This window comes from Rothia sp. HMSC069D01 (assembly GCF_001810135.1).
Classification (GTDB): Bacteria; Actinomycetota; Actinomycetes; order Actinomycetales; family Micrococcaceae; genus Rothia.
This window is the reverse complement of sequence record NZ_KV800093.1, coordinates 127,057-150,852: the sequence shown is the minus strand read 5'-3', so window position 1 is coordinate 150,852 and position 23,796 is coordinate 127,057. Positions and strand designations below refer to the sequence as shown.

Annotated in this window: 9 protein-coding genes, 1 tRNA gene and 2 pseudogenes; 10 read left to right on the top strand and 2 right to left on the bottom strand. The window is 62.8% G+C overall.

The features are described from left to right. Positions 1-71: 71 nt before the first annotated feature. Together HMPREF2710_RS03270 and HMPREF2710_RS03265 are read left to right on the top strand one after the other, a co-directional pair. Positions 72-3,905, top strand: coding sequence for a UrvD/REP family ATP-dependent DNA helicase (locus HMPREF2710_RS03270; protein WP_070599480.1), 3,834 nt, complete (start codon positions 72-74; stop codon positions 3,903-3,905). 79 nt (positions 3,906-3,984) lie between these two features. After that, a complete protein-coding gene (locus HMPREF2710_RS03265) occupies positions 3,985-8,739 on the top strand; it encodes an ATP-dependent DNA helicase (RefSeq protein WP_070599478.1) in 4,755 nt (1,584 codons plus the stop codon). A 1,060-nt stretch (positions 8,740-9,799) separates the two neighbouring features. On the opposite strand, the gene HMPREF2710_RS03260 is transcribed toward HMPREF2710_RS03265, so the two are convergent. Continuing rightward, positions 9,800-10,801, bottom strand: a complete 1,002-nt coding sequence (locus tag HMPREF2710_RS03260; protein WP_070599476.1) for a phosphotransferase — start codon at positions 10,799-10,801, stop codon at positions 9,800-9,802. Between the two features lie 327 nt (positions 10,802-11,128). On the opposite strand from HMPREF2710_RS03260, the gene HMPREF2710_RS03255 reads away from it, so the two are divergent. Beyond that, the gene (locus HMPREF2710_RS03255) at positions 11,129-13,063 is read left to right on the top strand and encodes an ATP-dependent helicase (RefSeq protein WP_070599474.1); all 1,935 of its coding nucleotides are present in this window, start codon (positions 11,129-11,131) and stop codon (positions 13,061-13,063) included. After that, positions 13,047-13,685, top strand: a complete 639-nt coding sequence (locus HMPREF2710_RS03250; protein WP_049362521.1) for a M48 metallopeptidase family protein — start codon at positions 13,047-13,049, stop codon at positions 13,683-13,685. Before HMPREF2710_RS03255 ends, HMPREF2710_RS03250 begins: the two co-directional genes overlap by 17 nt. 148 nt (positions 13,686-13,833) lie before the next feature. Here HMPREF2710_RS03250 and HMPREF2710_RS03245 read toward each other — a convergent pair whose 3' ends face one another. Further along, positions 13,834-15,297, bottom strand: coding sequence for a zinc-dependent metalloprotease (locus tag HMPREF2710_RS03245; RefSeq protein WP_049362518.1), 1,464 nt, complete (start codon positions 15,295-15,297; stop codon positions 13,834-13,836). 321 nt (positions 15,298-15,618) lie between these two features. On the opposite strand from HMPREF2710_RS03245, the gene HMPREF2710_RS03240 reads away from it, so the two are divergent. From HMPREF2710_RS03240 to HMPREF2710_RS03215, 6 genes and pseudogenes are all read left to right on the top strand, one after another. After that, positions 15,619-16,842 carry a YlbL family protein gene (locus HMPREF2710_RS03240; protein ID WP_049362516.1) on the top strand — a complete coding sequence of 408 codons (1,224 nt, stop codon included), beginning with the start codon at positions 15,619-15,621 and terminating at the stop codon, positions 16,840-16,842. A 273-nt stretch (positions 16,843-17,115) separates the two neighbouring features. Beyond that, positions 17,116-20,268, top strand: coding sequence for a UPF0182 family membrane protein (locus HMPREF2710_RS03235; RefSeq protein ID WP_070599472.1), 3,153 nt, complete (start codon positions 17,116-17,118; stop codon positions 20,266-20,268). A 318-nt stretch (positions 20,269-20,586) separates the two neighbouring features. Further along, positions 20,587-20,663, top strand: a tRNA-Met gene (locus HMPREF2710_RS03230). 639 nt (positions 20,664-21,302) lie between these two features. Further along, positions 21,303-22,016, top strand: a pseudogene (locus HMPREF2710_RS03225) (IS256 family transposase); the annotation flags it as partial. A 53-nt stretch (positions 22,017-22,069) separates the two neighbouring features. Then, a complete protein-coding gene (locus tag HMPREF2710_RS03220; RefSeq protein ID WP_049341892.1) occupies positions 22,070-23,419 on the top strand; it encodes an IS256 family transposase in 1,350 nt (449 codons plus the stop codon). 33 nt (positions 23,420-23,452) lie between these two features. Further along, positions 23,453-23,796, top strand: a pseudogene (locus tag HMPREF2710_RS03215) (transposase); the annotation flags it as partial.

Here is a 23,796-nt window from a genome sequence, read left to right as displayed (position 1 = left end):
ACATAAGTAGCTGACGAGCCCGAATGACCGTCGACAAGGTACAACCGCGCTACAGCCGATAGACTGAAACCATGACAACCCAACTTCTCACCGGCATCCCCGGAACCGGTAAAACCCACCACCTCACAGAGCGCGCCCTGCGCTACCTCGCCGACGGGAACGACCCCGCCCGCCTGCTCATCCTCGCACCCACCCGCACCGCCGCGACCCGCATGCGAGACACCATCGCCGCATCCAGCGACCGCAGCCTCTCCGTAGCGCCCACCCGCGCCTGGGCAGCCTACGCCTTCGACCTGCTCAAACGAGCCCAAACCCGCGGGCTGCTCAGCGGCGTAGAAGGCAACCTCAAACTCCTCTCCGGCCCCGAACAAGACGTCATCATCGGCGAACTACTCGCCAACCACGCCGAAGGCATCGCCCCCGGACCCGCCTGGCCCGACGTACTCCGCGACGCCCTCGCAACCCGCGGATTCCGCCACGAAATCCGCGACTTCTTCGACCGCATGGCAGAATACGACCTCACCGCCGAAGACGTACACGCCCTCGCCACCGAACACAACCAGCCCGCCTGGCACGCCCTCGCCCAACTGCACACCGAATACCGTGCCGTGCGAGCCCTCCGCGCCAAAAACGCCTACGACCCGGCAGTACTCATCAACGACGCCTGCCGGCTGCTGCTGCGCGCCCCCGAATTCCTCGCCGAAGAACGCCGCCGCTACGACCTGATCCTCATCGACGACGTGCAGGAACTTAGCCCCTCCATCTACCGGCTGCTGCGCCTCATCGCCGCAGAAGTCGCCCCCGCAGACGCCGCGCACCTGACCGAAACCTACCCCGACCTCTTCGCTGAAGGCCCTCGGGTTGTCATGACCTACAGCGACGAAGCCGTCGTCCAGGGCTTCCGAGGCGCCCGCCCCGACCTCGTCACCACCCTGCAGGCGAGCTTCCCGAGCATACGCACCCGCACGCTCACCACCTCATACCGCCTGCCCGCACTCATGATGCCGCTCGTGGCGGATATTCGCCGCCGCCTGCCGCGCTACACCCGGTTCGTGCCGCTCACCCCCGAACAGGATGGGGGCGCGCAGGAGGGGGTCAAGAACGGTGCGCCCGCAACCTTCGGACGTATCAACACCACCCCCGCCGACGAAGCCCTCACCTGGGGTGCCGCCGACGAACCGCTGCTGCACCTGGGCGCTGACGGCAAAATCCTCGACCCCGCACACTACCGCACCGCACCCGCCGGCGTGTATAAGTATGCGCTCGCCAGCTCGCAGGACGAGGCGAACCTCATCGCCCAAATGCTGCTCGAAGAACGCATCTACGGCAACCACCCCTACCGCGAATCCGCCATCATCGTGCGTAGTAGCGCGGACGTGGCGCGCATCCGCCGCGTGCTCTCCTCGAACGGTATTCCGTCGCGTACCTCCGCGGCGCTCGTGCCGGTGCGCGACGAGCCAGCCGTACGCCCCTTCCTGGACGCGCTCAGCCTGCTCGTCTACGCCCGCAAGCGCGGCGAGAAGGCGCTCAACCCCGCCGTGCACATGCCCGCGGCAGAAGGTGCGGAGGCGGGGGAGCGCGGCGGCTACGAGGCCCTCAGCGCAACCGAAGCTGAAGAGCTCATGCGCCGAAGCCTCGACGACGTCATCGCCGAAGAAAGCCGCGCCAACCCCCTCGGCGGCGCGCAGAGCGCCATCACCCTGCTCACCTCTCGGCTCGGCGGCGCATCCAGCATGGACGTGCGACGACTCCGCCAGCAGCTACGATCCATCGAACTGCAAAGCGGCGGCCACCGCCCCAGCGACGACCTGCTCCTCGGCGCCCTGCTGCACCCCGAAACCCTCCCCGAAGAGGGCGTAGGACGGGCCGTGCACCGCATCGCAGCCGTGCTCTCCGCCGGACGTAAAGCACTCGCGCGCCCCGAATCCACCAGCACCGAAGTGCTCTGGGCACTCTGGGAAGCCAGCGGCCTCGAAAAGACCTGGGTCGCCCAGTCGCGCGGTGCAGGCCCCGACGCCGATGCCGCCCACCGCAACCTCGACGCCATGATCGGTCTCTTCGAAGCCGCCGACCGCTTCGACGAGCAGATGCGCGGCGCCGGTGCCGAGCAGTTCCTCGACTTCATCGACGCGCAGGACCTGCCCATGGACACCCTCGCCGCCCGCGGCGTACGCCAAGACGCGGTCGAGATTCTCACCCCCGCACTCGCCGCCGGTCAGTCCTGGCGCACCGTATATGTATGCGGCCTGCAGGAAGGCACCTGGCCCAACACCACCGTGCGAGGCTCCCTGCTGAGCACCGGCGACCTTACGGACCTGTGCGATGCACGCCTCCGCCAGCGCGCCCAGCAGGCAGAACAACATGCGGGGGAGAGCGAGCAGCCTGTGCCGCCCGCCCGCATCCGCAGCTACCCCGAACGCGTGCGTGACACCCGCCACGACGAGCTGCGCATGTTCGCCGTCGCCGCCACCCGAGCCAGCGCCCGCCTCGTGCTCACCGCCGTACGCAACGACAATCAGGCACCCGGCGAGTTCTTCGACTTCGTGCTACCCACCGACGCGGTCGGCGACTCCACGGAGGTGCCCATCACCCGCGTGCGCCGCCCCGCCACCCTGCGTTCCCTCGTGGCGGAGCTTCGCCGCACCCTCGTTGAGGAGTCGCTGAACGCGATGCGTGCCGAAGACGCACAGGACGGCGCGCCGGCTGGAAGCATGCCGGAGGAAGAGGCTCTCACCCCGGAGGCTTCCACGTACCGACTCGATGCCGCATCCCGCACTCTGGCGCGCCTGGCGAATGCGCAGGCACCCGGCGCCGCACCCGACGACTGGTGGGGGCTACTGCCGCTTTCTAGCACGGAGCTGCTCTTTGCGCACCGCCCGGCAGGCCACGCTGAGCTGGACGAAAACCACGGTGAAGAGCCTGCCGAAAACCCAGCAGAAAACCCCGGCCGCCGCACGATTACGCTTTCGCCCTCGCGCCTGGAAACCATTCACAGCTCCCCGCTGGACTGGCTGGTTTCCGCCGCCCGCGCGGAAGCCCAGACCGACCTGTCCCGCTCGCTCGGAACGCTCGTGCACGCCATCGCCGAGGAGTACCCGACCGGCACCCTCGAAGAGCTCCAAACCGCCCTCGACGAGCGCATTAGCTCCCTCGGCGTGCCCGCCCGCAAGGAGGACGAAACCGACGAAGAGTACCGCGAGCGCGTGCCCTGGGAATCCTACGCCCTCTACGAGCGCGCCAAGCGTATGATTCTGCGCCTGAGCTACTACTACCGTCAGCACATGGGTGACGCCGGCTGGCAGAACCTCGGTGTTGAAGGCTCCTTCGCGGTGCGTGTGCCCGTGCCCTTCGACCCCGCCGGTGAGGTTGGCGAGCTGGATGCGCTGCTCACCGGTCGTGTGGACCGCCTCGAGGGTACCGCCCCGGCGGAGGACGGCACCCGCCGCTACGCCATTGTTGACTTGAAAACCGGTAAGTCTAAGCCGACCGGCTCGGAGATGGAGACGCATCCGCAGCTTGCCGCCTACCAGATCGCGGTGGAGGCTGGCGCGGGCGAGCAGCTGGAGGAGCGTTACCGCGCCGAAGCCGCCGCCCTGGAGGCGGGCGAACCGCTACCGGATGCCCGCCCCCAGGAGCTGGAGTACACCGGCTATACGGGTCATTCCGCAGGCGCGGCGCTGGTGCAGTTGGGCGCCTCGGGCGTGAACGATGAGAGCAAGACTCGCCTGCAGGTTCAGCCCGCTCTGACGGAGCACGATTCGTGGGCGGCTGAGCTGGTGCAGCACGCCGCGGAGCTGATTGCTGGCTCGCAGGTGCAGGCTCGTCACCGTGAGGGCGGCTATGGGTGCCGTCTGCCGGAGATCTGCCCGATTTGTACGCGCGGCCGCCAGGTGACGCAGCCCTAGTAGCCGCGTACCCTACGTTTACTTTCGATATCACTCACCCCGAACCTCCCATGAGAATGATCCATGAGGAAGAGGAATCATGACTGACTCTGGCGCATACGGCGCTGATATGCAGGGCGCTACTACCCCCGGCGCTCACCCCGGTTCTGGCACCGGCATGCTCACCCCCGCCCAGTGGTGCGAGCACAATAGCTGGCAGCTGCCCAACGGCGTGCTCTTCTCTGCTGAATCCGCCGCGAATGACCCCGCGCTGAAGCCTGCCGACTACCGTAGCGCCCTCGACATTGCCGAGATGCTCAACGGCGCCGACGGTAAGAAGCCGACCCCCGAGCAGGTCCGCATGATTGAGGCGGGCCCCGCCCCGACCCTCGTCATTGCGGGCGCTGGTTCGGGTAAGACCGCGACCATGGTTGACCGCGTGATTTGGCTGGTTGATAACGGTTTTGTGCGCCCTGAAGAGGTGCTTGGCGTGACCTTTACCCGCAAGGCGGCAACCGAGTTGCGCAGCCGTATGCGTGCGGGCCTGAACACGCTGCGCCGTAGCCGCCGCGTCGCCCCGAGCGATGAGGAGCTGCGCGAGGGCGTGGCTGACCCGACCGTGCTCACCTACCACTCTTACGCGAATAACCTCGTCAAGGAGTACGGTCTGCGCCTGGGCGTGGAGCAGGACGCGCAGATGCTGGGCGATGCGCAGAAGTGGCAGCTTGCCGCGCAGATTGTGCAGTACTGGGAGGGGGAGCTTCCCCTCGATAAGGACGGCGTGCCGGTGTCTGCGGCGACCATGATTAACCAGATGCTGCAACTTTCTGACGAGTGCGCGGAGCACCTGGTGGAGCCGCAACAGGTTATTGACTTCTGCACCGAGCAGTTGGCGGCGTACGCGGCGGTGCCCGAGCCTCGCCGTGAGACGAAGACTGAGAGGGACATTCAGAAGGTTCAGCGTCTGCTGCGTAACCGCCGAGTGTACGCGCGCATGGCGATGAGCTACGCCCGCGTGAAGGCGCGCATGCAGGTGCTGGATTTTGGTGACCTGATGCGCTTTGCCGCCCGCATTGCGGAGGCTGACCCGGCGATCCGCGAGGGTGAGCGTGCCCGCTTCAAGGTGGTTCTGCTGGACGAGTTCCAGGACACTTCGCACGCGCAGATGAGCTTGTTCTCCTCGATTTACGGTGCCGATGAGGCGGCGGGTATTCCGGCGCATCCGGTGATGGCTGTGGGCGACCCGAAGCAGTCGATTTACGGTTTCCGCGGCGCTTCGGACGGCCAGATGTTCAGCTTCTACCGTCATTTCCCAACTAAGCATGTGCAGCCGCTGTTCCTGTCCATTGCGTGGCGTAACGACATTTCGGTGCTGAACGCGGCGAACCACGTGGCGGAGAAGCTGAAGGAGGTTCCCGAGTGGGTGCGTGCTGCCGACGGCGATATTACCGCCGCTCAGGTTCCTGACCTGCGCCCGCGCTGCGCCCTGGTGGGCGAGCCCGGTTCACCCGCTTTTGAGCAGGCTGCCGCGGGCATGGTGGGGCGCGTGGATTTGACCTACCACGACTCTGACCGCGAGGAGGCTGTGGCGATTGCCGAACGTATTGCGGCGATGCGTGCGCAGGCGGTGCGCGAGTATGAGCGCGCCTACGCGGCGCATCGTTCCGGTGATGGTTCGGTGCGTCCGCGTCTGAAGATGCCTGAGATTGCGGTGTTGGCACGTGTGCACGGTCAGCTGGACCCGATTCGTGTGGAGTGCGAGCGTCTGGGTATTCCGGTGCAGCAGGTGGGGTTGGGCGGTTTGCTCTCCCAGCCGGAGGTTGTGGATTTGGTGTCGGCGTTGCGTGTGCTGGCTGATCCGAACCGTTCGGATGCTCTGGCGCGCCTGCTGACGGGTGCGCGTTGGCGTTTGGGTGCGGCGGATATGTTGGCGCTGGGTGATTGGGCTCAGTCGCTGGTGCGTGAGCGTGAGCGTGCCCTGCGTGAGCAGATGGCGTTGCGTATGCTCGCCGAGGCTGAAGACACCGGCAACGCCGAAGATATCCGCTTGGAAGCAGAGCACCTGCGCGCCGCCCAGGAGCGTCTGGACGAAACCCTCAAGGGCGCGGTGGAGGATTCCTCTGGCTACGCCTCCCTGATTGAGGCAGTGGAGAACCTGCCGCAGGACGGCGCGGACGGCGAACCTCTCTACGGTGAGCAGTACCGTGGCCGCCGCTTCTCCCCGGCGGCGCTGGAGCGTCTGCGTGCTTTTGCTGAGCAAATGCGCGTGCTGCGTGCCGGTTTGAGTGAGGATTTGGGCACGCTTCTGTACGAGATTGAGCGGACCATGCTACTCGATATTGAGCTGGCGGTCCGCCCGGGTACCGACCCGCTGGGTTCACGCGCGAACCTGGACGCTTTCCACGAGGTGGCCGCCGCCTACGGCATGTCGGCGCCGCGTATTAACGCGATGATTTACGCCGGCTCTGACGGCGTGAGCGCGGAGGAGGGCGACCCGGGTGCGCGCCGCTTCCTGCTGTCTTCGGGCGGCGTGAGCTACGTGATGGGCTTCCTCGCGTGGCTTGAACGTGCCGATGATGAGGAGAAGGGCCTGGCGCTGGGCGCTGTGGAGCCTGACCCGAACGCGGTGCAGCTGATGACCATGCACGCGGCGAAGGGCCTGGAGTGGGATCATGTGCTTCTGCCGGGTCTGTGCGGTAGTGCGACCGGCGGGCAGACCCCGAACCTGTGGCAGATGTCGGCTAATGCGGCTCTGCCCTGGCCGCTGCGTGGCGACCGCGAGTACCTTCCGTCGATCCTTGAGACCCCGGAGGAGATTACCGCTTTCGAGAAGGCGAAGGACCTGGAAGACTACCTGGCCGAGCACAAGGATGATGCCGCCGAGCATGCCGGCATGGAGGACCGCCGCCTCATGTACGTGGCGATGACCCGTGCCCGTAACCTGCTGGCGTTGAGCGCCTACCGCTGGAAGAGCGCCGCTATGCTCCCCCTGCCGGTGCAGCCCTTCTGGGAGGAGCTGATGGAGATGCTTTTCAAATCGCTCTTCGGCCCGAATACGCCCATGGTGGATGCGCCCTCTGTGCGTTTCGAAGAGACAATGGATACCCCCTGGGCGGCACCGCAGCTGGTGGGCATGGGCCTGTCGTACACGATGCCGAACCCCGCCGATAAGCGCAAGAAGGTGCACCTGAACCATGTGCGTCGCTGGGCTGAGCAGCTGGCTGAGTCGAAGTACCGCCTGACCGAGCCGGTGGCCCTGGTGCACGGTACGGTCGTGGATCCCTCGAACCTGCCGCCTGCCCCCGATGAGGAGGCACTGCTGGAAGAGCTGGAACTCTACCCCGTAGACGCTGACGAGCTCACTCCCGTACAGGCGGAGGCGCGCGCGAATGCTCGGGCAGCCTACGCCGAGCAGGTGCAACGCTACGCGTGGGCGCTGGTTGAGGTCATGGCCCCCGCCCTCGCGCAGGATTGGCAGCTGGCGGCTCCTTCCGTACGAGCACGCACGGTGGCGGAGAACTGTACCCGCCTGAACCTGCCGGTGCCCGAATGGATTATCGAAGCCACCGAGCGGGAGAAATGGCGTGAGGCGCAACCGCCTCAGCCCGGTTTCTCGCCTACGGTAGCGGCGGCACTACCGATTGAGGTGCGCGGCCAGTTCGCCCAGAAGAACTACGAGGACAGGAACCCGAACATGGGTGCGGTGCTGACCGCCATGTGGCCTTTTGACCCGCTGGAGCGCCCCGTGATTTGGCGTTGGGCTTCTGACGATGCCCTCAACCGGGGCACGGAGGCGGTGCTTCGCCGCGGCCAGCATGAGCAGCTGGAACGTGAGATTGCGATCAACTCCTCGAGCCGTCGCGAGGCGGTGGAGCGTGCCGCCCTGGCGGTGGAGCTTGCCGTCGGCGCGGGGGAGGATAATCTGCACCAGAGCGGGGATGCAGCGGGGGAGAGCGCAAGCCACCTTGCACCCGTCGAACCCGCTGCATCCGCTGTACACGGCGAGTCCGCTATTCCCGAATCCCTGCGTCAGCAGGCGGTGGACTGGGAACGCGAAGCCGACCTGCTACTGCTCATGATGGGTCAGACCGACCCGGTGCTGAGCAATCAGCTGCCGGGGCACCTGTCCGCATCCACGTTCATTCGCCTGAGCGAGGACCCGCAGGGCACGGTGCATCAGCTGATGCGCCCGGTGCCTCAGCGTCCCTCGCGCGCGGCAACGATTGGTACGGCGGTGCACGCGCTAATTGAGGAGCACTTCGGGGTGGCGTCGAGCGCTGACCCGCTGGAGGCACCCGACGCGGAGGACACGGTGGGCGTTGACCTGCCTGGTTCTGTTGCCGCCTCCACCGCGCCCGCAGATCCCGCTGACCTGCAGGAACAGGACCAGTTCACCTTCGAGGACGCCTTCGAGGAGTCCGAGAGCGAACTGGACGCCTCCGTTCAGCGCCTCTGGGAGCGCTTCGCCACCAGCGAGTGGGGTAGCGACGAGTGGAAGGACCGCATCTGGGCGGTCGAATACCCGGTCGAAACCCACATCGAGGGCGTAAGCCTGCGCGGCCGTATCGACGCGGTGTTCCGCACCGAGGATGAAGACGGCGAACGCTGGGTCCTGGTGGATTGGAAGAGCGGCTCCCGCCCGAAGATGGCGACCATGCAGTCTCGACGCTTCCAGCTGGGCCTGTACCGCATCGCGTTCTCCCGCATTATTGGCGTAGACCCGGAGCGTATCAGCACCGTGTTCGTGTACCTGGGCGGCAAGGGCGTTGCGGAGGTGTGGGACCACCAGATCCGCGGCGGCCTGCCCACGGAGGCGCAGCTGGCGAAGGTGATTCGTGAGGCGCGCAAGGGCTAAGCAACAAGGCTAAGCGGCAAGGCTAGGCGGCGGAGACATGCGCTCGCGCGTTAGCTTGAGCTATTAACCGCATATAGAAAAGCAGCTCACGGAGGCATTACGTCTCGTGAGCTGCTTTTCTGTGTGGACTTTTCGTGTTAACGGCAGAGGACGCCTCGTTACCCCACTGCATTAGGGTAAGAGGCGTCCTCAGCCGCTGAAGAACTATAGAGGTACTTCGTGCCCTCGCACGCTCCGGGAAAGAATCGCGCCGAACGACTGCCGCTCTCGCGACCTCACTCGCGCCGCCGGCGCCCCGTGGGGTTTGCGTGCGTCTTTACTCTCAAACACAACCTCGAAAGTAACTCTATAGATTTCTGCCATCGGTGATTGGTTGCGCGGTGCATGAATCCGGCTCGGGTCTGACATGACCGGTCAGGGTCCCGTCCAATCTGTCTCCCCAATTTATCGCTGCCACGATATCAGCGCTGGTCAGTGCGCTATGGGGAGTGTGTCCGCTGGTTTTCTCGCGGCACAGCAAAAGTATTCCAGGAGTTTTTGAAAAAATCTACAGGGTAAGTTTTTACCCTAAAATGCACTATTTTGAGCATAGTTCAAGGTGAAGTTGATGCTCTGTGGACTCTTGAAATCAAAAGTTGGTTTATGTGGGTTTGTGGCGTATTAGCACCTGGGAAATATTGTGAATAATACCTTTAGCACACCTTCAAGTCTCAGCCTTAATCTGAGTCATTCATGCACAAAAATGCAAAACTGGTGCTCAAAAGGTGAGGGGAAACACTTAAAGAAATTTTGGTAAAAAGCCCACTAAAGCCCCTCCACTAGCCCTTATAGGCATCATCCCGTCGGTTTGACAGACAGCCAGTGACAGACAGTCAGGAGAGCTGGTTTCACCGGGCGCGAGGCAACGGATTACAACCTAGCGGATATACAGCCCAGTAGATACAGCTCAGCCCCGCAGCGCAGTACTGCGGGGCTGAGCTGAAAACCTAGCTGAACCGAAAACCTATGCGGCAGGTAACACCCTGGCTGGCAACAACCTGGCGGCTACTTACCTTATGAGCTACTCGGCGGGACCGACCAGCGGGCCGACCTCTTCCTGTCCGAGCAGTTCGCCGGAGGCACGCAGGTCGTCCTGAATGTCCAGGAGCATGGACACTGCGTGGGTTGCGCCGTCGCGGTCGCCGACCTCCACAGTGTGGGTGAGCCACTGGGCGATCGCGAACTCTGCGTAGAAGTTCGCGCGCTGCGCCAGGTAGGCGTCGGGCAGCTGAGGCATCTGCTGGCGGTACACCTCGATGGCCTCATCGGTGAAGTCGATGTCCTGGCAGGAGTACAGCCACGCGAAGTCCTGCGCGGGGTCGCCCACGTGCACATCGGACCAGCCGGTGACCTCCACGATGCGCGCCTCCGTAGGAGTCACGTGCAGTACGAGGTTCTCGGCACCCATGTCGCCGTGGACCACGCGCGGGCGGAACTGCCACATGGGGCCGGGGGAGAGCACGGTACGCCAGTGCGCGAGCAGGTCGGCGGGCACCTTGCCGGTTGCGGCGGCACGCTCGAGCTCGGCGTTCTTGCGCAGGCGAATCTGCTCCGAGGAGTAGGAGGGCAGGTCGGCTTCGTAAATAATGTCTTCGGGCATCACGTGCAGGGTCGCGATGTCCTTGGCGATGATGGACGCCAAGGAAGGGCGGTTCGCCGCAACTTCGCGGCGGCTCAGCTCGGCGAGCTGGTCCACGTCGTAGATGGTGCCGGGGATGTGCGTGTACACGAATACGTTGCCGCCCGCGTAGGGTACGGTGCCGGCGACGGTGGGTACGGCGAAGGGCAGTCGGGCGCGCAGGCCGGGGCTGAACGACTGCAGGATGAGGTGTTCAGCTTCAAGGCGCATGCTGGCGTCGGGGCGGCGCGGGGCGCGCACTCGCCAGCGGCGACCGGCGGAGTCGGCGATGATTGCCGAGTCGAAGTCGTCGCTGTCTTCGCGAACCGGTTCGGCGCCGACGGGGTAAATCCCGGGCACTCCGGCGGAGACAATGGCTGCTAGCTGAAGGGGAGATAAAGTCACGGGTTAAGGTTACCAAACCAATGTGTGCCGTTTAGTAGTTTTTGGGATCTTTATGCCAAGTGGTGAAGATACTCGTGGACAAGCCTAAACGTGCTCGCTTGCGCAGCCCGTTGAGCTTCTACTTACCCACTCCAAAAGAGGCGGGTTCCTCACGCCCTGAATGAAAGCAACAGCTAAGAAGCCGCGGCGGGTCTGGGGAACACAGTCTGGGAGAATACAATGGAAGACCGGCTATCACCGCCTCGCGCACCCGCATACACACATGTCCGTATGCCCGCGCGAGCGCACGCCGCCTGCCCGTACCGCCCGCCTTACTGATGGAGCATTATGACCGCCACACCTCAGCAGCCTCAGCATATGATCTCCGCAGACGATATTCTTGCCGGGCTTGACCCGGATCAGCGTGCGGTCGCCACCGAGCTGAACGGCCCCATGCGTGTGCTGGCGGGTGCGGGTACCGGTAAGACCCGCGCGATTACGCACCGCATCGCCTACGGTATTGCGATCGGTCGCTACCAGGGCCCGCGCGTGCTCGCCCTGACCTTCACCCTGCGTGCGGCGGAGGAGATGCGTACCCGCCTGCATCAGTTGGGTGCGCACGGTGTGCAGGCGCGTACCTTCCACTCGGCGGCGCTGCGTCAGCTGGCGTATTTCTGGCCGCAGGTGGTGGGTGGTACGTTCCCGTCCATCGTGCAGAATAAGGCAGCGCTCATTACGGAGGCGGCGAACCGTCTGCGCATCAGCACGGATCGTTCCCTGCTGCGTGATTTGGCGTCGCTGATTGAGTGGGCGAAGGTTCAGCTACTCACCCCGGATACCATCATGCAGCGTCTGAGCGAGAAGCAGCTACCTTCGGCGATTACCCCGCAGAATATGCAGCGTATTTTCCAGGCGTATGAGGATTTGAAGGATGAGCGTAACCTCATTGACTTTGAGGACGTGCTGCTGCTGACCATCGCCATGCTGGAGGAGGACGAGAAGCTCGCGGCGACCGTCCGCAACCAGTACCGCCATTTTGTGGTGGACGAGTACCAGGACGTGTCCCCGTTGCAGCAGCGTCTGTTGGATGTGTGGCTGGGCGGCCGCGACGATATTTGCGTGGTGGGCGACGCCTCCCAGACGATTTACTCTTTTACCGGTGCGACCAGCCGTTACCTGCTGGATTTTGCGCGCCGGTACCGTGGCGCGCACACGGTGAAGCTGACCCGCGACTACCGTTCCCATTCGCAGGTGGTGGAGTTGGCGAACCGCCTGTTGGCGGCGCGTCGTCCGCATCCGGATTCGAGCCCGCATTCGTGGGCGCCGCCGCTGGAGCTGATGTCTCAGCGTGGCCCGGGCGTGGATGTGGAGTGGTTCGGCTATGCCGACGATGAGCAGGAGGCGGCCGGTATTGCTGAGGATATCCGCGACCTGATTGAGAAGGACGGCGTGCCGCCTTCGGAGATTGCGGTGCTGTTCCGCACGAACGCGCAGTCGGCGGCGATTGAGTCTGCGCTGGCTGCCGCCCACATTCCGTACCAGCTGCGCGGCGCGGAGCGTTTCTTTGAGCGCCCCGAGGTCAAGCAGGCGATGCTTGCCCTGCGCGGTTCGGCGAAGTCCACGGACGGTACCGAGGACGTCACCCGCTACACCCGCGATGTTCTCGGCGGCCTCGGCTATAAGGAGGAAGGCCCCCTTTCGGGAGGCGCCACCCGCCAGAAGTGGGAGTCTCTCGCCGCCCTGGTGCACATGGTGGACATGATGGCGCAGCACCGCCAAGAGCAGCTTCAGGAGCACCGCGCGAACCCGCGCCCGGGCGTGCCCGAGCCGCTCCCTTTGACCATGCACGAGGTAGTGGCGACCCTGAACCACCGCAGCGAATTCAACGACGCACCGCAGGTCAACGGCGTAACCCTCGCCTCCCTGCACGCGGCTAAGGGCCTGGAGTGGGATGCCGTGTTCCTGTGCGGCCTGAACGAGGGCCTCATGCCCATCACTTTTGCGACCACCCCGGACGAGGTGGATGAGGAGCGCCGCCTGCTGTACGTGGGCATTACGCGCGCCCGCAAGTACCTGTGGCTAACCTGGACGATGACCCGCACCGTGGGCGGTCGCGGTCAGCGTAAGCGTTCGCGTTTCCTGGATGATATTGATCCGGCGAAGCGCCGCCGCAGGGCTGAGAGCGCCGGCTCCTCGTATAGCCAGGCTCGCTCGACTCAGCCCCGTGCCGCACAGCCCCGCCGTTCATCGAAGGGAAGAGGAGACTATGGCTCAGCGTTTTAAGCGTGAGATTCTGCCCGCCACTAAGGACCGCCCGCAGATTGAGCTGGTCCGCTCGGCGCGCCGCACCCGCACCATCAGCATGCAGCGCAACGGCGTGGACGAGCACGGCGACCCCGCCTACCGCCTGCTCATTCCCGCCGCGAGCACGAGCGAAGAGATTGACGAGCATATTGCCCGCCTGCTGCCGCGCATCCAGCGTCGTGCCGCGCGCCGTGAGCGTGCCACGCAGCTGACGGTTACGGACGAGTACCTGCGCTCCCGCGCCCTGCACCTGGCGCAGAAGAACCTGCCGGAGCTGGTCGCCTCGGGCAGGCTCGAGAAGCTGTCGATTCGCTGGGTGAGCAACCAACGTCAGCGCTGGGGCTCGGCAACCTACGCGAACACACAGATTCGCATCTCATCGGAGCTGCAGGGTGTGCCCGAGTACGTGCTGGATTCGGTGATTCACCACGAGCTCTGCCACCTGCTGCAGCCGAATCATTCGGCGGCGTTCCGTGCTCTGGAGGCGCGCTACCCGCAGCTGCTGCGGGCGCAGGCCTACCTGGAGGGGTACGCGCTGGGGCGCTCGCGGGCTGAGGGCGAACGTGCTGAGGGTGAACGCGGCGAAAACAACGCCGACTAAAATCCAGCCGGCTAAAGCGCTTCCCGAAAATCAAAGAATCAAAAACCAAACGAAACACTCGAGCGGGGGTGGCTTGTACATTCACAAGCCACCTCCGCTCGAGGTATCAGCTATTTACTTTCGCCGCTCAGCTTTACTTCGCTCAGCTCTACTTCTCTTCGGGCGCGTCGCCAAAGCCGCCGTCCAGCAGCTTCTGCAACTCCGAGTCGAAGTCCACGTCGTCCAGGCTGATTTCGTTCATGCGCGCATCGTATGCGGTGAAGTCTTCCAGCTCGGCGGGGGTGGGCAGGGTCTCCGGGGTGTCCCAGAGGCCGTCGCGTGCCTCAATGCCGTGGGATTCTTCGTACCAGCGCCAGAACTGCTGTGCTTCACGCACCAGGCGCGGGCGCAGTTCCAGGCCGACCAGGTTCTCGAAGACCTGCTCGCTGGGGCCGCCGTCGATGCGGCGGCGCGCCATGATTTCGGTCAGCTGCGGTGCCTTGGGCAGGTTGCGGGTCGCGTCCTCGGTTACGACGGATACCCAGCCTTCGATGAGGGCGAGCAGACCCTCCAGACGCTGTACCGCCAGTTCCTGGTCTTCGGTGCGCTGGGGGCTGAACATGCCGCCTTCGAATGCTTCCTGTACGGCGTCGGGGTTGCTCATATCCACCTGGGATGCGGCGTCCTGCATGCGGTTCATGTCCACGCGGATGCCGCGGGCGTAGCGCGCCACGAGCTGGACCAGGTCTTCGCGCAGCCAGGGGTTTGCCTTGTGCAGGCGGATCAGCGCGGATTCACGCACGGCAAGGTAGAGCAGAACCTCCTGCGGGGGCACCTCGATGCTGTCGGCGAGCTGCTGGTAGCCGTTGGGCAGCAGCGCGGAGGAACCGGGCGCGAGGGGGAAGCCCACGTCGGTGGAGGAGTAGACCTCACCGGCGAGCTGCGCGAGTGCCTGCGCCATCTGTGCACCAAAAATCACGGAACCAATGTTGTTCAAGAAGCCGCTGTTGAGAATCTGCGAGATCTCTTCGGGCACGTCTTCGGGTGCGCCGGGCATGACCATGGACTGGGTGACTTCGGCTGCGACCGGCTCGACCATTTCGCGCCAGGAGTCGAAGGAATGCTCCACCCATTCCGCCTTGGACCACGCCTGCACCGGGTAGTTGTGGCGCTCAATGGTGGTCACTGCGTCCAGCCAGAGGTCGGCGAGGTTCGCCGCGTCTTCTACGGCGCGCTTGAGGTTTTCGGGTACGGAGGGGTCTTCACCCATGGAGGCGAGCATCTGGCGGGTCTGGTTCTTCACGTTATCCCAGTTCACGCCGCTGGGGCTGTCGGATGCGCCCGCGCCGGAGAACATCGCCTGCACCTGCGCGAACATGCTCTGCATCATGGCGGGGTCAAAGCTCATGCCCATGTTCTTCAGGTCTTCGGGGTCGATGCTGATGCCGAAGGGGTTCTGGCCGCCTTCGCCGAAGAGCGCGCCGAAGGGGTTCTGTGCGTTGGAGGAGGCGCCCTTGCCGCCCTGGCCGGTTGCCCCTGCGGAGGGGTCGAAGCCCTGCTCCTGCATCTTCTTAATGAATTCTTCGAGGGGGTCGCGCTCGTTGGAGGCGCCGCCGGTGGGGTTCTCAGACATGTAGAAGCCTTTCGTAATCCGGGGGTGGGCGTAGCTGGCCCGCTCGCTGTCCAGCCTACCGATTTTTGCTGAGAATTTCTCGTGCCATTGCTGTGGAGGCGGGTTAATCAGCTAAGGGCACACAAGCTTGTCTTTGGGGTCGGGTTTTGGGAGCTTTTTCGTGCCGCTGTCACCGTCGGGTGCTGACACAGCGCGGTGCGGGTCAGAGCATGAACGCCTCCTGGTTGCTCTATTTTTAGCGGGGTGACGGTGCCCGCCTGCGTGTTGTCACAGTGCCCGCCCGCGTGTTGAAAAGCAGGTTTATCCGGTACTGTAGAAACCATGACTAAGTCCACCCCTGATGCTGAGCAACAGTCGAACGCCGCCTCCGCGAGCGTGAAGAGTAATGAGAAGGCGGCTAAGCGCCGTTCGCGTTTTGCGCCGCGCCGCGTGAACTTGCGTTCGGTGAGCGCTGTGGCGACGTGCGCCCTGCTGGCTGGTGCTTTTGTTCTGCCCAGTTCCTATGTGAAGGAGGGCCCCGGCCCGCTCTTTGATGTGCTCGGAACGTACCAGGAGAAGGACGTCATTGAGGTTTCTGGCGCGCCCAGCTATAAGACGTTCGGCAAGATGAACATGACCACGGTGTCGGTTTCGGGCGGCCCGTACACGGAGCTGTCCGGCGCGGAGGCGTTCTACGGCTGGTTGGCGTTTGACGGTAACCGCAGCCTCGTGGTGCCTACCGATGCCCTGTACCCGCACGTGAGCCATGAGCAGGCGACAGCGGCGACCGGCGCGCAGATGGCTGATTCGCAGACTCAGGCGAAGGTCGCGGCGATGCGCCAGCTGAAGATGGCGGTGACCGAGAAGGTTCAGGTGCTTTCCACAGTGGAGGGTTCCCCGGCGGCGAGCGCTCTGAAGGCTGACGACCGCATCGTCAAGGTGGGGGAGAAGCAGATTGAGACCCTCACCGATGTTCCGAAGGCTGTGAACGCCTCGAACGGTTCGCCGATTGACGTGACCGTGGAACGTGACGGCACGCAGCAGACGTTTAAGCTGACCCCGGTTCGTTCCAGCGACGATAGCCGCTGGATTCTGGGCGCGGGTTTGAAGCAGAGCTATGATCTGCCGGCGCACGTGCAGTACAACCTGGACGGTGTGGGCGGCCCGAGCGCGGGTCTGATGCTGGCGCTGGGCACGGTCGATAAGCTGAGCGAGGGTACTCTGCTCGCTGATGAGGACGCCGGAGGCGACCCGTACCGCAGCTACATTTCGGGTACCGGCACGATTGATGCGAACGGTAAGGTCGGCGCAATTGGCGGTATCAAGTACAAGATTCTTGCGACGGGCCGTTACGGTGCGCGTTATTTCTTGGCGCCGAGGGAGAACTGCGATTCGATTGTGAAGATGCAGGCGCAGGATCCCGACCTGTTCAACTACTATCACGCCGGTCAGGTGCGCGGCACGATGGTGGTTGTGCCGGTGTCGACCCTGGATGAAGCGGTGAAGACGGTGGAGGCGATTAAATCCGGCACCCCGGATGATTCCCTGCCTCGCTGCGGTTCCTAACATAACGTTTCTCTCCGCAAGGTTCTCGCCCGTATAGCGTAGAAGTCAGCCCCGGTACTTTACGGTATCGGGGCTGTTCTGCACCCTATTCTCTGTCCTCGTCTGCGTCTCCGTAATCCTCGCCAGCACCTCTCACCTCAGCATTTCGCGCCTCAAAACCTCTCAACCCGGTCATATTTCGCCCCGAGCTTCTACGAGGTTCTGCCCTTCTGCGTTACCTCTGAGATACTTAAAGGCAGTTATTTTCTCTGAACGTATGATGAGCGAGGAATTGTGTCTGAGTCGACCAATAACACCGCGCATCCCAAGCCGAAGAAGTCAACGCCTAAGCGTCGTAGCCCCCTGCGGGTGACGATTGCTGTGGTGGCGGTGCTCATTGCTGCTTTTGTGGGTGCGTCCCAGGTGTACACGGACTGGCTGTGGTTTGATCAGCTGGGTTATAGCACCGTGTTCACTACCCAGATTTTGTTGAAGGTAGCCGTTTTTGTGGTGGCTGCCGTGGTGATTGCTGTGCCGCTGTGGGCTTCGATGTCCTACGCGGTCCGTCATGCTGATGTGGCGCCAGCGTCCGAGAAGGAGCCGCAGGAGGCGCCGAACCCGAATCAGAGCGTGCCGACGAGCGGCACGGATGCTGCCGAGCAGATGCTGCGTGACGTGTTTGGTCAGCAGCGTGCTGAGGAGAGCATGCGTCGCTACCACGAGAGCGTGGATAAGGCGCGTAAGGTTCTGCTGATTGTGGTTCCGCTGCTGTTGGGTCTGTTCATTGCTTCAGCGACGATGACTCAGTGGAGCACCGTCGCGCTGTTCTTCAATCAGCAGTCCTTCGGTAAGACTGACCCGGAGTTCGGTCTGGATTACGGCTTCTTCCTGTTTGCCCTGCCGTTCTTCCGCATGGTGGTGACTCTGGTGACCTCCGCTGTGGTGCTGTCGGCGCTCGCGGGCCTGTTCATGCACTACTTCTATGGCGGTATTAAGGTGCAGCCCGGTGGTGTGAGTACCACGTCGGCATTCCGCCGTCACGCTGCGATTGTGGTGGCTGTGTTTTTGCTGACTCGTGCGGTGAGCTTCTGGTTGGACCGCTATTCGTCGACTCAGCAGCAGGTGGGCCGTTGGGCTGGCGCGATGTACACGGATGTGAACTCGTCGATTCCGGTGAACGCTATTTTGGCGATTTCTGCTTTGCTGGTGGCGATCATGTTTATGGTGGCTGCTTCGATGAATCGTTGGCGTCTGCCGCTGATTAGCACCGCGATGCTGGTGATTGTTGCCGTGGTTGCTGGCGGCCTGTACCCGTGGATTGTTCAGCGTTTCCAGGTGGTTCCGAATGAGCAGGGCGCTCAGTCGAAGTTCATTCAGCGCAATATTGATGCGACCCGTTACGCGTACGGTCTGGACAAGATCGAGACCACTCCGTATGACGCGACGATTGATACCCGTGCCGGTGCTTTGAGCTCTTCGAGCGCGACCATTGCGAATATCCGCCTGTTGGATCCGAATGTTGTGTCCTCGGCGTTTGCTCAGATGCAGCAGTTCCGCCCGTACTACCGTTTTGATTCGCAGCTGTCGGTGGACCGCTATTCGGTGGGTAACACCACGCAGGATACGGTGTTGGCGGCTCGTGAGCTGAACCCGGCGCAGACGAGCGGCGATTCTTGGTATAACCGCCACGTGGTGTACACCCACGGTTACGGTGTGATTGCTGCGTACGGTAACCAGGTGGATTCTGCGGGTAACCCGAAGTTCTTGCAGTCTGGTATTAAGGCGACCGGTACCCTGAGCGAGGATTATGAGCCGCGTATTTACTTTGGCATGAGCTCGCCGGAGTACTCGATTGTGGGCGGTAAGGGCGACACCCTGGAGCTGGACCGTCCGCTCTCTGCTGAGGAAACCAACGCCTCCGATGCGAAGTACACTTTCACCGGTTACGGTGGTCCTCGCGTTGATTCGCTGTTGGCTCGCCTGTCCTACGCGATTAAGTTCCAGTCCTCTGACATTCTGCTGTCGGATGCGGTGCGTGAGGGTTCGCAGATTCTGTACGAACGCAACCCGCTGGATCGTGTGCGTAAGGTGGCGCCGTACCTGAGCGTGGATTCTAAGCCGTACCCGGCGATTGTGAATAACCGCGTGCAGTGGATCGTGGATGCTTACACCACGAGTGACCAGTTCCCTTACGCGCAGGGTAGCTCCCAGGATGCGGCAACCGCTGCGGGCGCTCAGCGTTCTAACTCGGTGAACTACATCCGTAACTCGGTGAAGGCTACCGTGGACGCGTACGACGGTTCGGTGACCCTGTACGCGTGGGATGAGGAGGATCCGGTGCTGAAGGCGTGGCAGGGTGTTTTCCCTGGCACGGTGAAGAGCTACCGTGAGATGAACGCTTCGCTGATGAGCCACGTGCGTTACCCGACTGACATGTTCAATATTCAGCGCACCATGCTGAATAAGTACCACGTGACGAACGCGAATAGCTTCTACGCCGGTGACGATGTCTGGTCGATTCCGAACGACCCGACCAATGATCGTAACCAGCCGATTTCGCCCTACTACCTGTCCTTGCAGATGCCCGGGGATTCTCGTGCGCACTTCTCGTTGACGACCACGTTCATTCCTCAGCAGAGCGATTCGAACTCTCGTAACGTGATGTACGGCTTCCTTGCCGCTAATGGTGATGCCGGTACCGGTAAGGACGGCGAGCGTAGTGCTGATTACGGCAAGCTACGCCTGCTGGAGTTGCCGCGTTCTTCGGTGGTTCCCGGCCCCGGCCAGGCTCAGAATATTTTCAACTCTGATGCTGAGGTGTCGAACCAGCTGAACCTGCTGCGCCGCGGTTCGTCTGAGGTTATTAACGGCAATATGCTGACTCTGCCGGTGGGCGGCGGCATGCTGTACGTTCAGCCGGTGTACGTGCAGTCGAGCGGTGACGCTAAGTACCCGCGTCTGCAGCGTGTGCTGGTGAGCTTCGGCGATAAGGTCGGTTTCGCTCCGACTCTGGAGGAGGCGCTGAACCAGGTGTTCGGTGGCTCTTCGGGTGCGAAGCTGGACGGTTCGGCGGCTAGCCCCTCGGCTTCTGCCTCTGGCTCCTCTGGTACTTCTGGTTCTTCGGGCGCTTCGACCGGCGGTTCGTCGGCTTCGCAGTCTTCGGAGCTGAAGCAGGCTCTGACGGATGCCTCGAAGGCGATGACCGATGCTGATGCGGCAATGAAGAAGGGCGACTGGGCTGCCTACGGTGAGGCTCAGAAGCGTCTGGAAGCAGCCGTGAAGAAGGCTCTGGAGGCTGAGGAGGCGCAGAGCGCGGCTTCCGCTAAGGCTTCGGCAGCGCCCAGTGCCTCTGCGGCTCCGAGCGCCTCTGCAGCTCCCAGTGCCGCGGCTTCTGCAAGCGCCCCCGCAAGCGCGAAGCCCAGCGCCAGCGCCTCGGCTTCTCGCTAAGACTAAGAGGCTAAGCCTAAGAGACAGCGGGGGAGTAGCCCATACCGGATGCTCACGGGTCTAGCGTCCTCGCTCTAGATCCGGGGCCTGCACTGGATACGGCTCCTACCGACTAGCTCTAGCGGTCTCTGCGGGAACGGGGTGGAAGTGATTCACTTCCACCCCGTTCCTGTATGTTCTACCCCTGGCACTGCCCCGTAGCCCCTATTCCTACCCAACTGCTTTCTACCCAACAGCCCCTATTTTTGTGTGCTTGGTTACAAATCGCGTTTTTGGCTTGCATGCCCGGTTTGGGGTCTGTATAGTTGTATGAGTCGCCGCGGGGTGGAGCAGTTCGGTAGCTCGCCGGGCTCATAACCCGGAGGTCGCAGGTTCAAATCCTGTCCCCGCAACCAGAAAAACCCGGTATCTCAACGAAAAGTCGCTGAGATACCGGGTTTTGTTTTGCCCTGACGAGACCGAATCCCTATGTTATTCCCTACCTTTCAGCCAAACTCAGGCCCGTCGTCGAGGTGGGGGGAGGGGGGACTATCACCCAACATCGAGGACTATCATCCAACGCCCCTTCGGGGCGTATGACTATCTTCGCTCGTGCATGATCTCGTGGGAGGGAGGTTGCAGAGGAGGATTTTCACCGCCTAATCGGCGTTGATACCGGCTGTTTACCGCCTGAAAATGCAAAAGCGGTATAGCATTTTCCCTCGTATCTCAACCGAATCCCAACCCTTCACCGCCTAAAACCGAAAACTTTTATATATACACACGCATATGTAGGAAGATGAACACTCGCGTGTACACTTTTTAGAAATTAGGCGGTAGAGGCGGCAACACACCATGTTTTGACTGATATACCAACGTTTTCGATATACCGCTTAGCCTCAAACAGGCGGTAACTAAGCGGTTGAAAGAGTAGCGTCCCGCATAGTGGTGTAACCGTGTGGTGATCGGCCCGTTGCTTGTGATGGGTGCGGTCACCGTGTGATCCTTCGAGAAAGCTCTCTACTTCTGACTCGAAATGATTTGGAGGCACAACGATGACCGCTCCTCATATTATCGACCCTGCTGGCCTGCTTGGCGAGGCGTTGTCCCAGGCATCCCCAGATTTGATGCGTTCCCTGCTCCAGCACGTCATTAACGCGTTGCTATCAGCGGACGCTGACACCGTGTGCGGGGCCCAGTGGGGCCAACAAGACCCGCAGCGTCACACCAGGCGCAACGGGTATCGCTACCGGCCCCTGGACACCAGGGTCGGCACCATCGACGTGGCGATCCCCAAGCTGCGCTCAGGCACCTACTTCCCAGAATGGTTACTGCAACGGCGCAAACGCTGTGAAACCGCGTTGATCACAGTGGTCGCTGACTGCTACCTGGCAGGAGTATCCACGCGCCGTATGGACAAGCTCGTCAAAACCCTGGGGATCACAGGACTGTCCAAGTCCCAGGTCTCACGGATGGCAACAGACCTCGACGAACACGTGGACCAGTTCCGCAACCGGCCCCTCCACGATGCCGGGCCTTTCACCTTCGTCGCCGCTGACGCACTGACCATGAAAGTACGCGAAGGAGGACGCGTCGTCTCGTGCGCGGTTCTGGTTGCCACCGGAGTCAACAATGACGGACACCGCGAAGTGCTGGGGGTGCGCGTGTCCACCAGCGAGACCGCTCCAGCCTGGAAGGAGTTCTTCGCCGACCTGGTCGCCCGAGGCCTGACCGGCGTGCGCCTGGTCACCAGTGATGCCCATCTGGGCCGGGCGTGTTCAATTGTCTGTGTATCCGTCTTTTTGTTTGAAAGGATTGATGCATGATGAATGATGATGATGTTGTTGTGTCTGGCGCTAGTGGGCGTGAGGCTGTGGAGGAGCTGCGTCGCTCGGGGGCGTTGGATGCGTTGTTTGAGCGTCTTGATGCTGGCGAGGTCGAGATGACGGGCAGCCAGGGGTTGTTGCCCGCGTTGCTGAAGGAGGCTTTGGAGCGCGGGCTTGCCGCTGAGCTTTCTGAGCACTTGGGGTATGAGAAGGGCCAAGCCAGCACGCAGGCGCGCTCGAACACGAGGAACGGCACGACGAAGAAGACCGTGATGTCGGAGGTGGGAGCCTTTGAGATCGAGGTTCCCCGGGATCGGGCAGGCTCTTTCACCCCACGCCTGGTACGCAAAGGACAGCGGCGCCTTGATGGCTTGGATGCGATGATTATCAGCTTGTATGCCGGGGGAATGACAGTGCGCGATATCCGTCATCACCTGGCTTCCACCATCGGCGTGGAGGTCAGTGCCGGGACGATTTCCACGATCACTGACGCGGTGTGCGACGCCGTGCTGGAGTGGCAGCACCGCCCCCTAGAAGCGTTCTACCCGGTGATCTACCTGGACGCGATCCGCATCAAAATCCGACGCGATCACACCGTGGAGAACCGGGCCGCTCACTTGGCGGTGGGAGTGGACATGGAGGGCGTCAAGCATGTGCTGGGCATCTGGGTCCAAGCCGATGAAGGAGCGGCTTTTTGGGCCCACGTATGCGCCGAGCTGGCCAACCGGGGCGTGCGCGATGTCCTGATCGTGTGCTGCGACGGACTTGCTGGCCTGCCCGAAGCCATCGAAGCGACCTGGCCCCAGTCCATGGTTCAAACCTGCGTCGTTCACTTAATCCGCGCGTCCATGCGTTTCGTGTCCTACAAGGACCGCAAGGCCGTCGCAGCCGCTCTCAAGAGCGTGTACAGCGCGCCCAACGAAGAAACCGCCCGAGCGGCGCTGGAAGAGTTTGCGGCCAGCGACCTGGGAGCACGCTACCCCCAAACGGTTGCGACCTGGCAGCGTGCTTGGCAGCGCTTCACGCCATTCCTGGCGTTCCCGCCCATGCTGCGCCGCGTCGTGTACACCACCAACGCTATCGAATCGTTGAACTACCAGCTACGTAAAATCACCAAGAACCGCGGGCATTTCCCCAGCGAAGAAGCCGCCATCAAACTCCTGTGGCTGGGAATTTGCAACATCGAAGACAAACGAGCCACCCAGCGCCTCACAGACGCAGGCAAACCCGCCAACAAACGAACAGCCCCCACACGCCTCATCCAAGGACGCACCACCACCAACTGGAAACAAGCCCTCGCCCAACTCACCACCGCCTACCCCGACCGAATCACCCCCTACCTCTAACCCCCATACACAGAAAAATTGACAGGCTCTCTGGGCCTGGTCGAAGCCATCGCAGCGAACCTACCCGGAGCCACCTGGCAACGATGCCGCACCCACTACGCCGCGAATCTCATGTCCATCACCCCCAAAGCGCTATGGCCCGCCGTCAAAGCGATGCTGCACTCGGTGTACGACCAACCCGACGCCGCCTCAGTCAACGCTCAATACGACCGACTCTTGGACTACGTGCACGACAAGCTCCCCGCTGTGTGTGATCACCTCGATCAAGCCAGGGCAGACGTCCTCGCCTTCGCGTCCTTCCCCACCGGGGTATGGACCCAGATCTGGTCCAACAACCCCAATGAGCGCCTCAACCGCGAAATCCGCCGACGCACCGA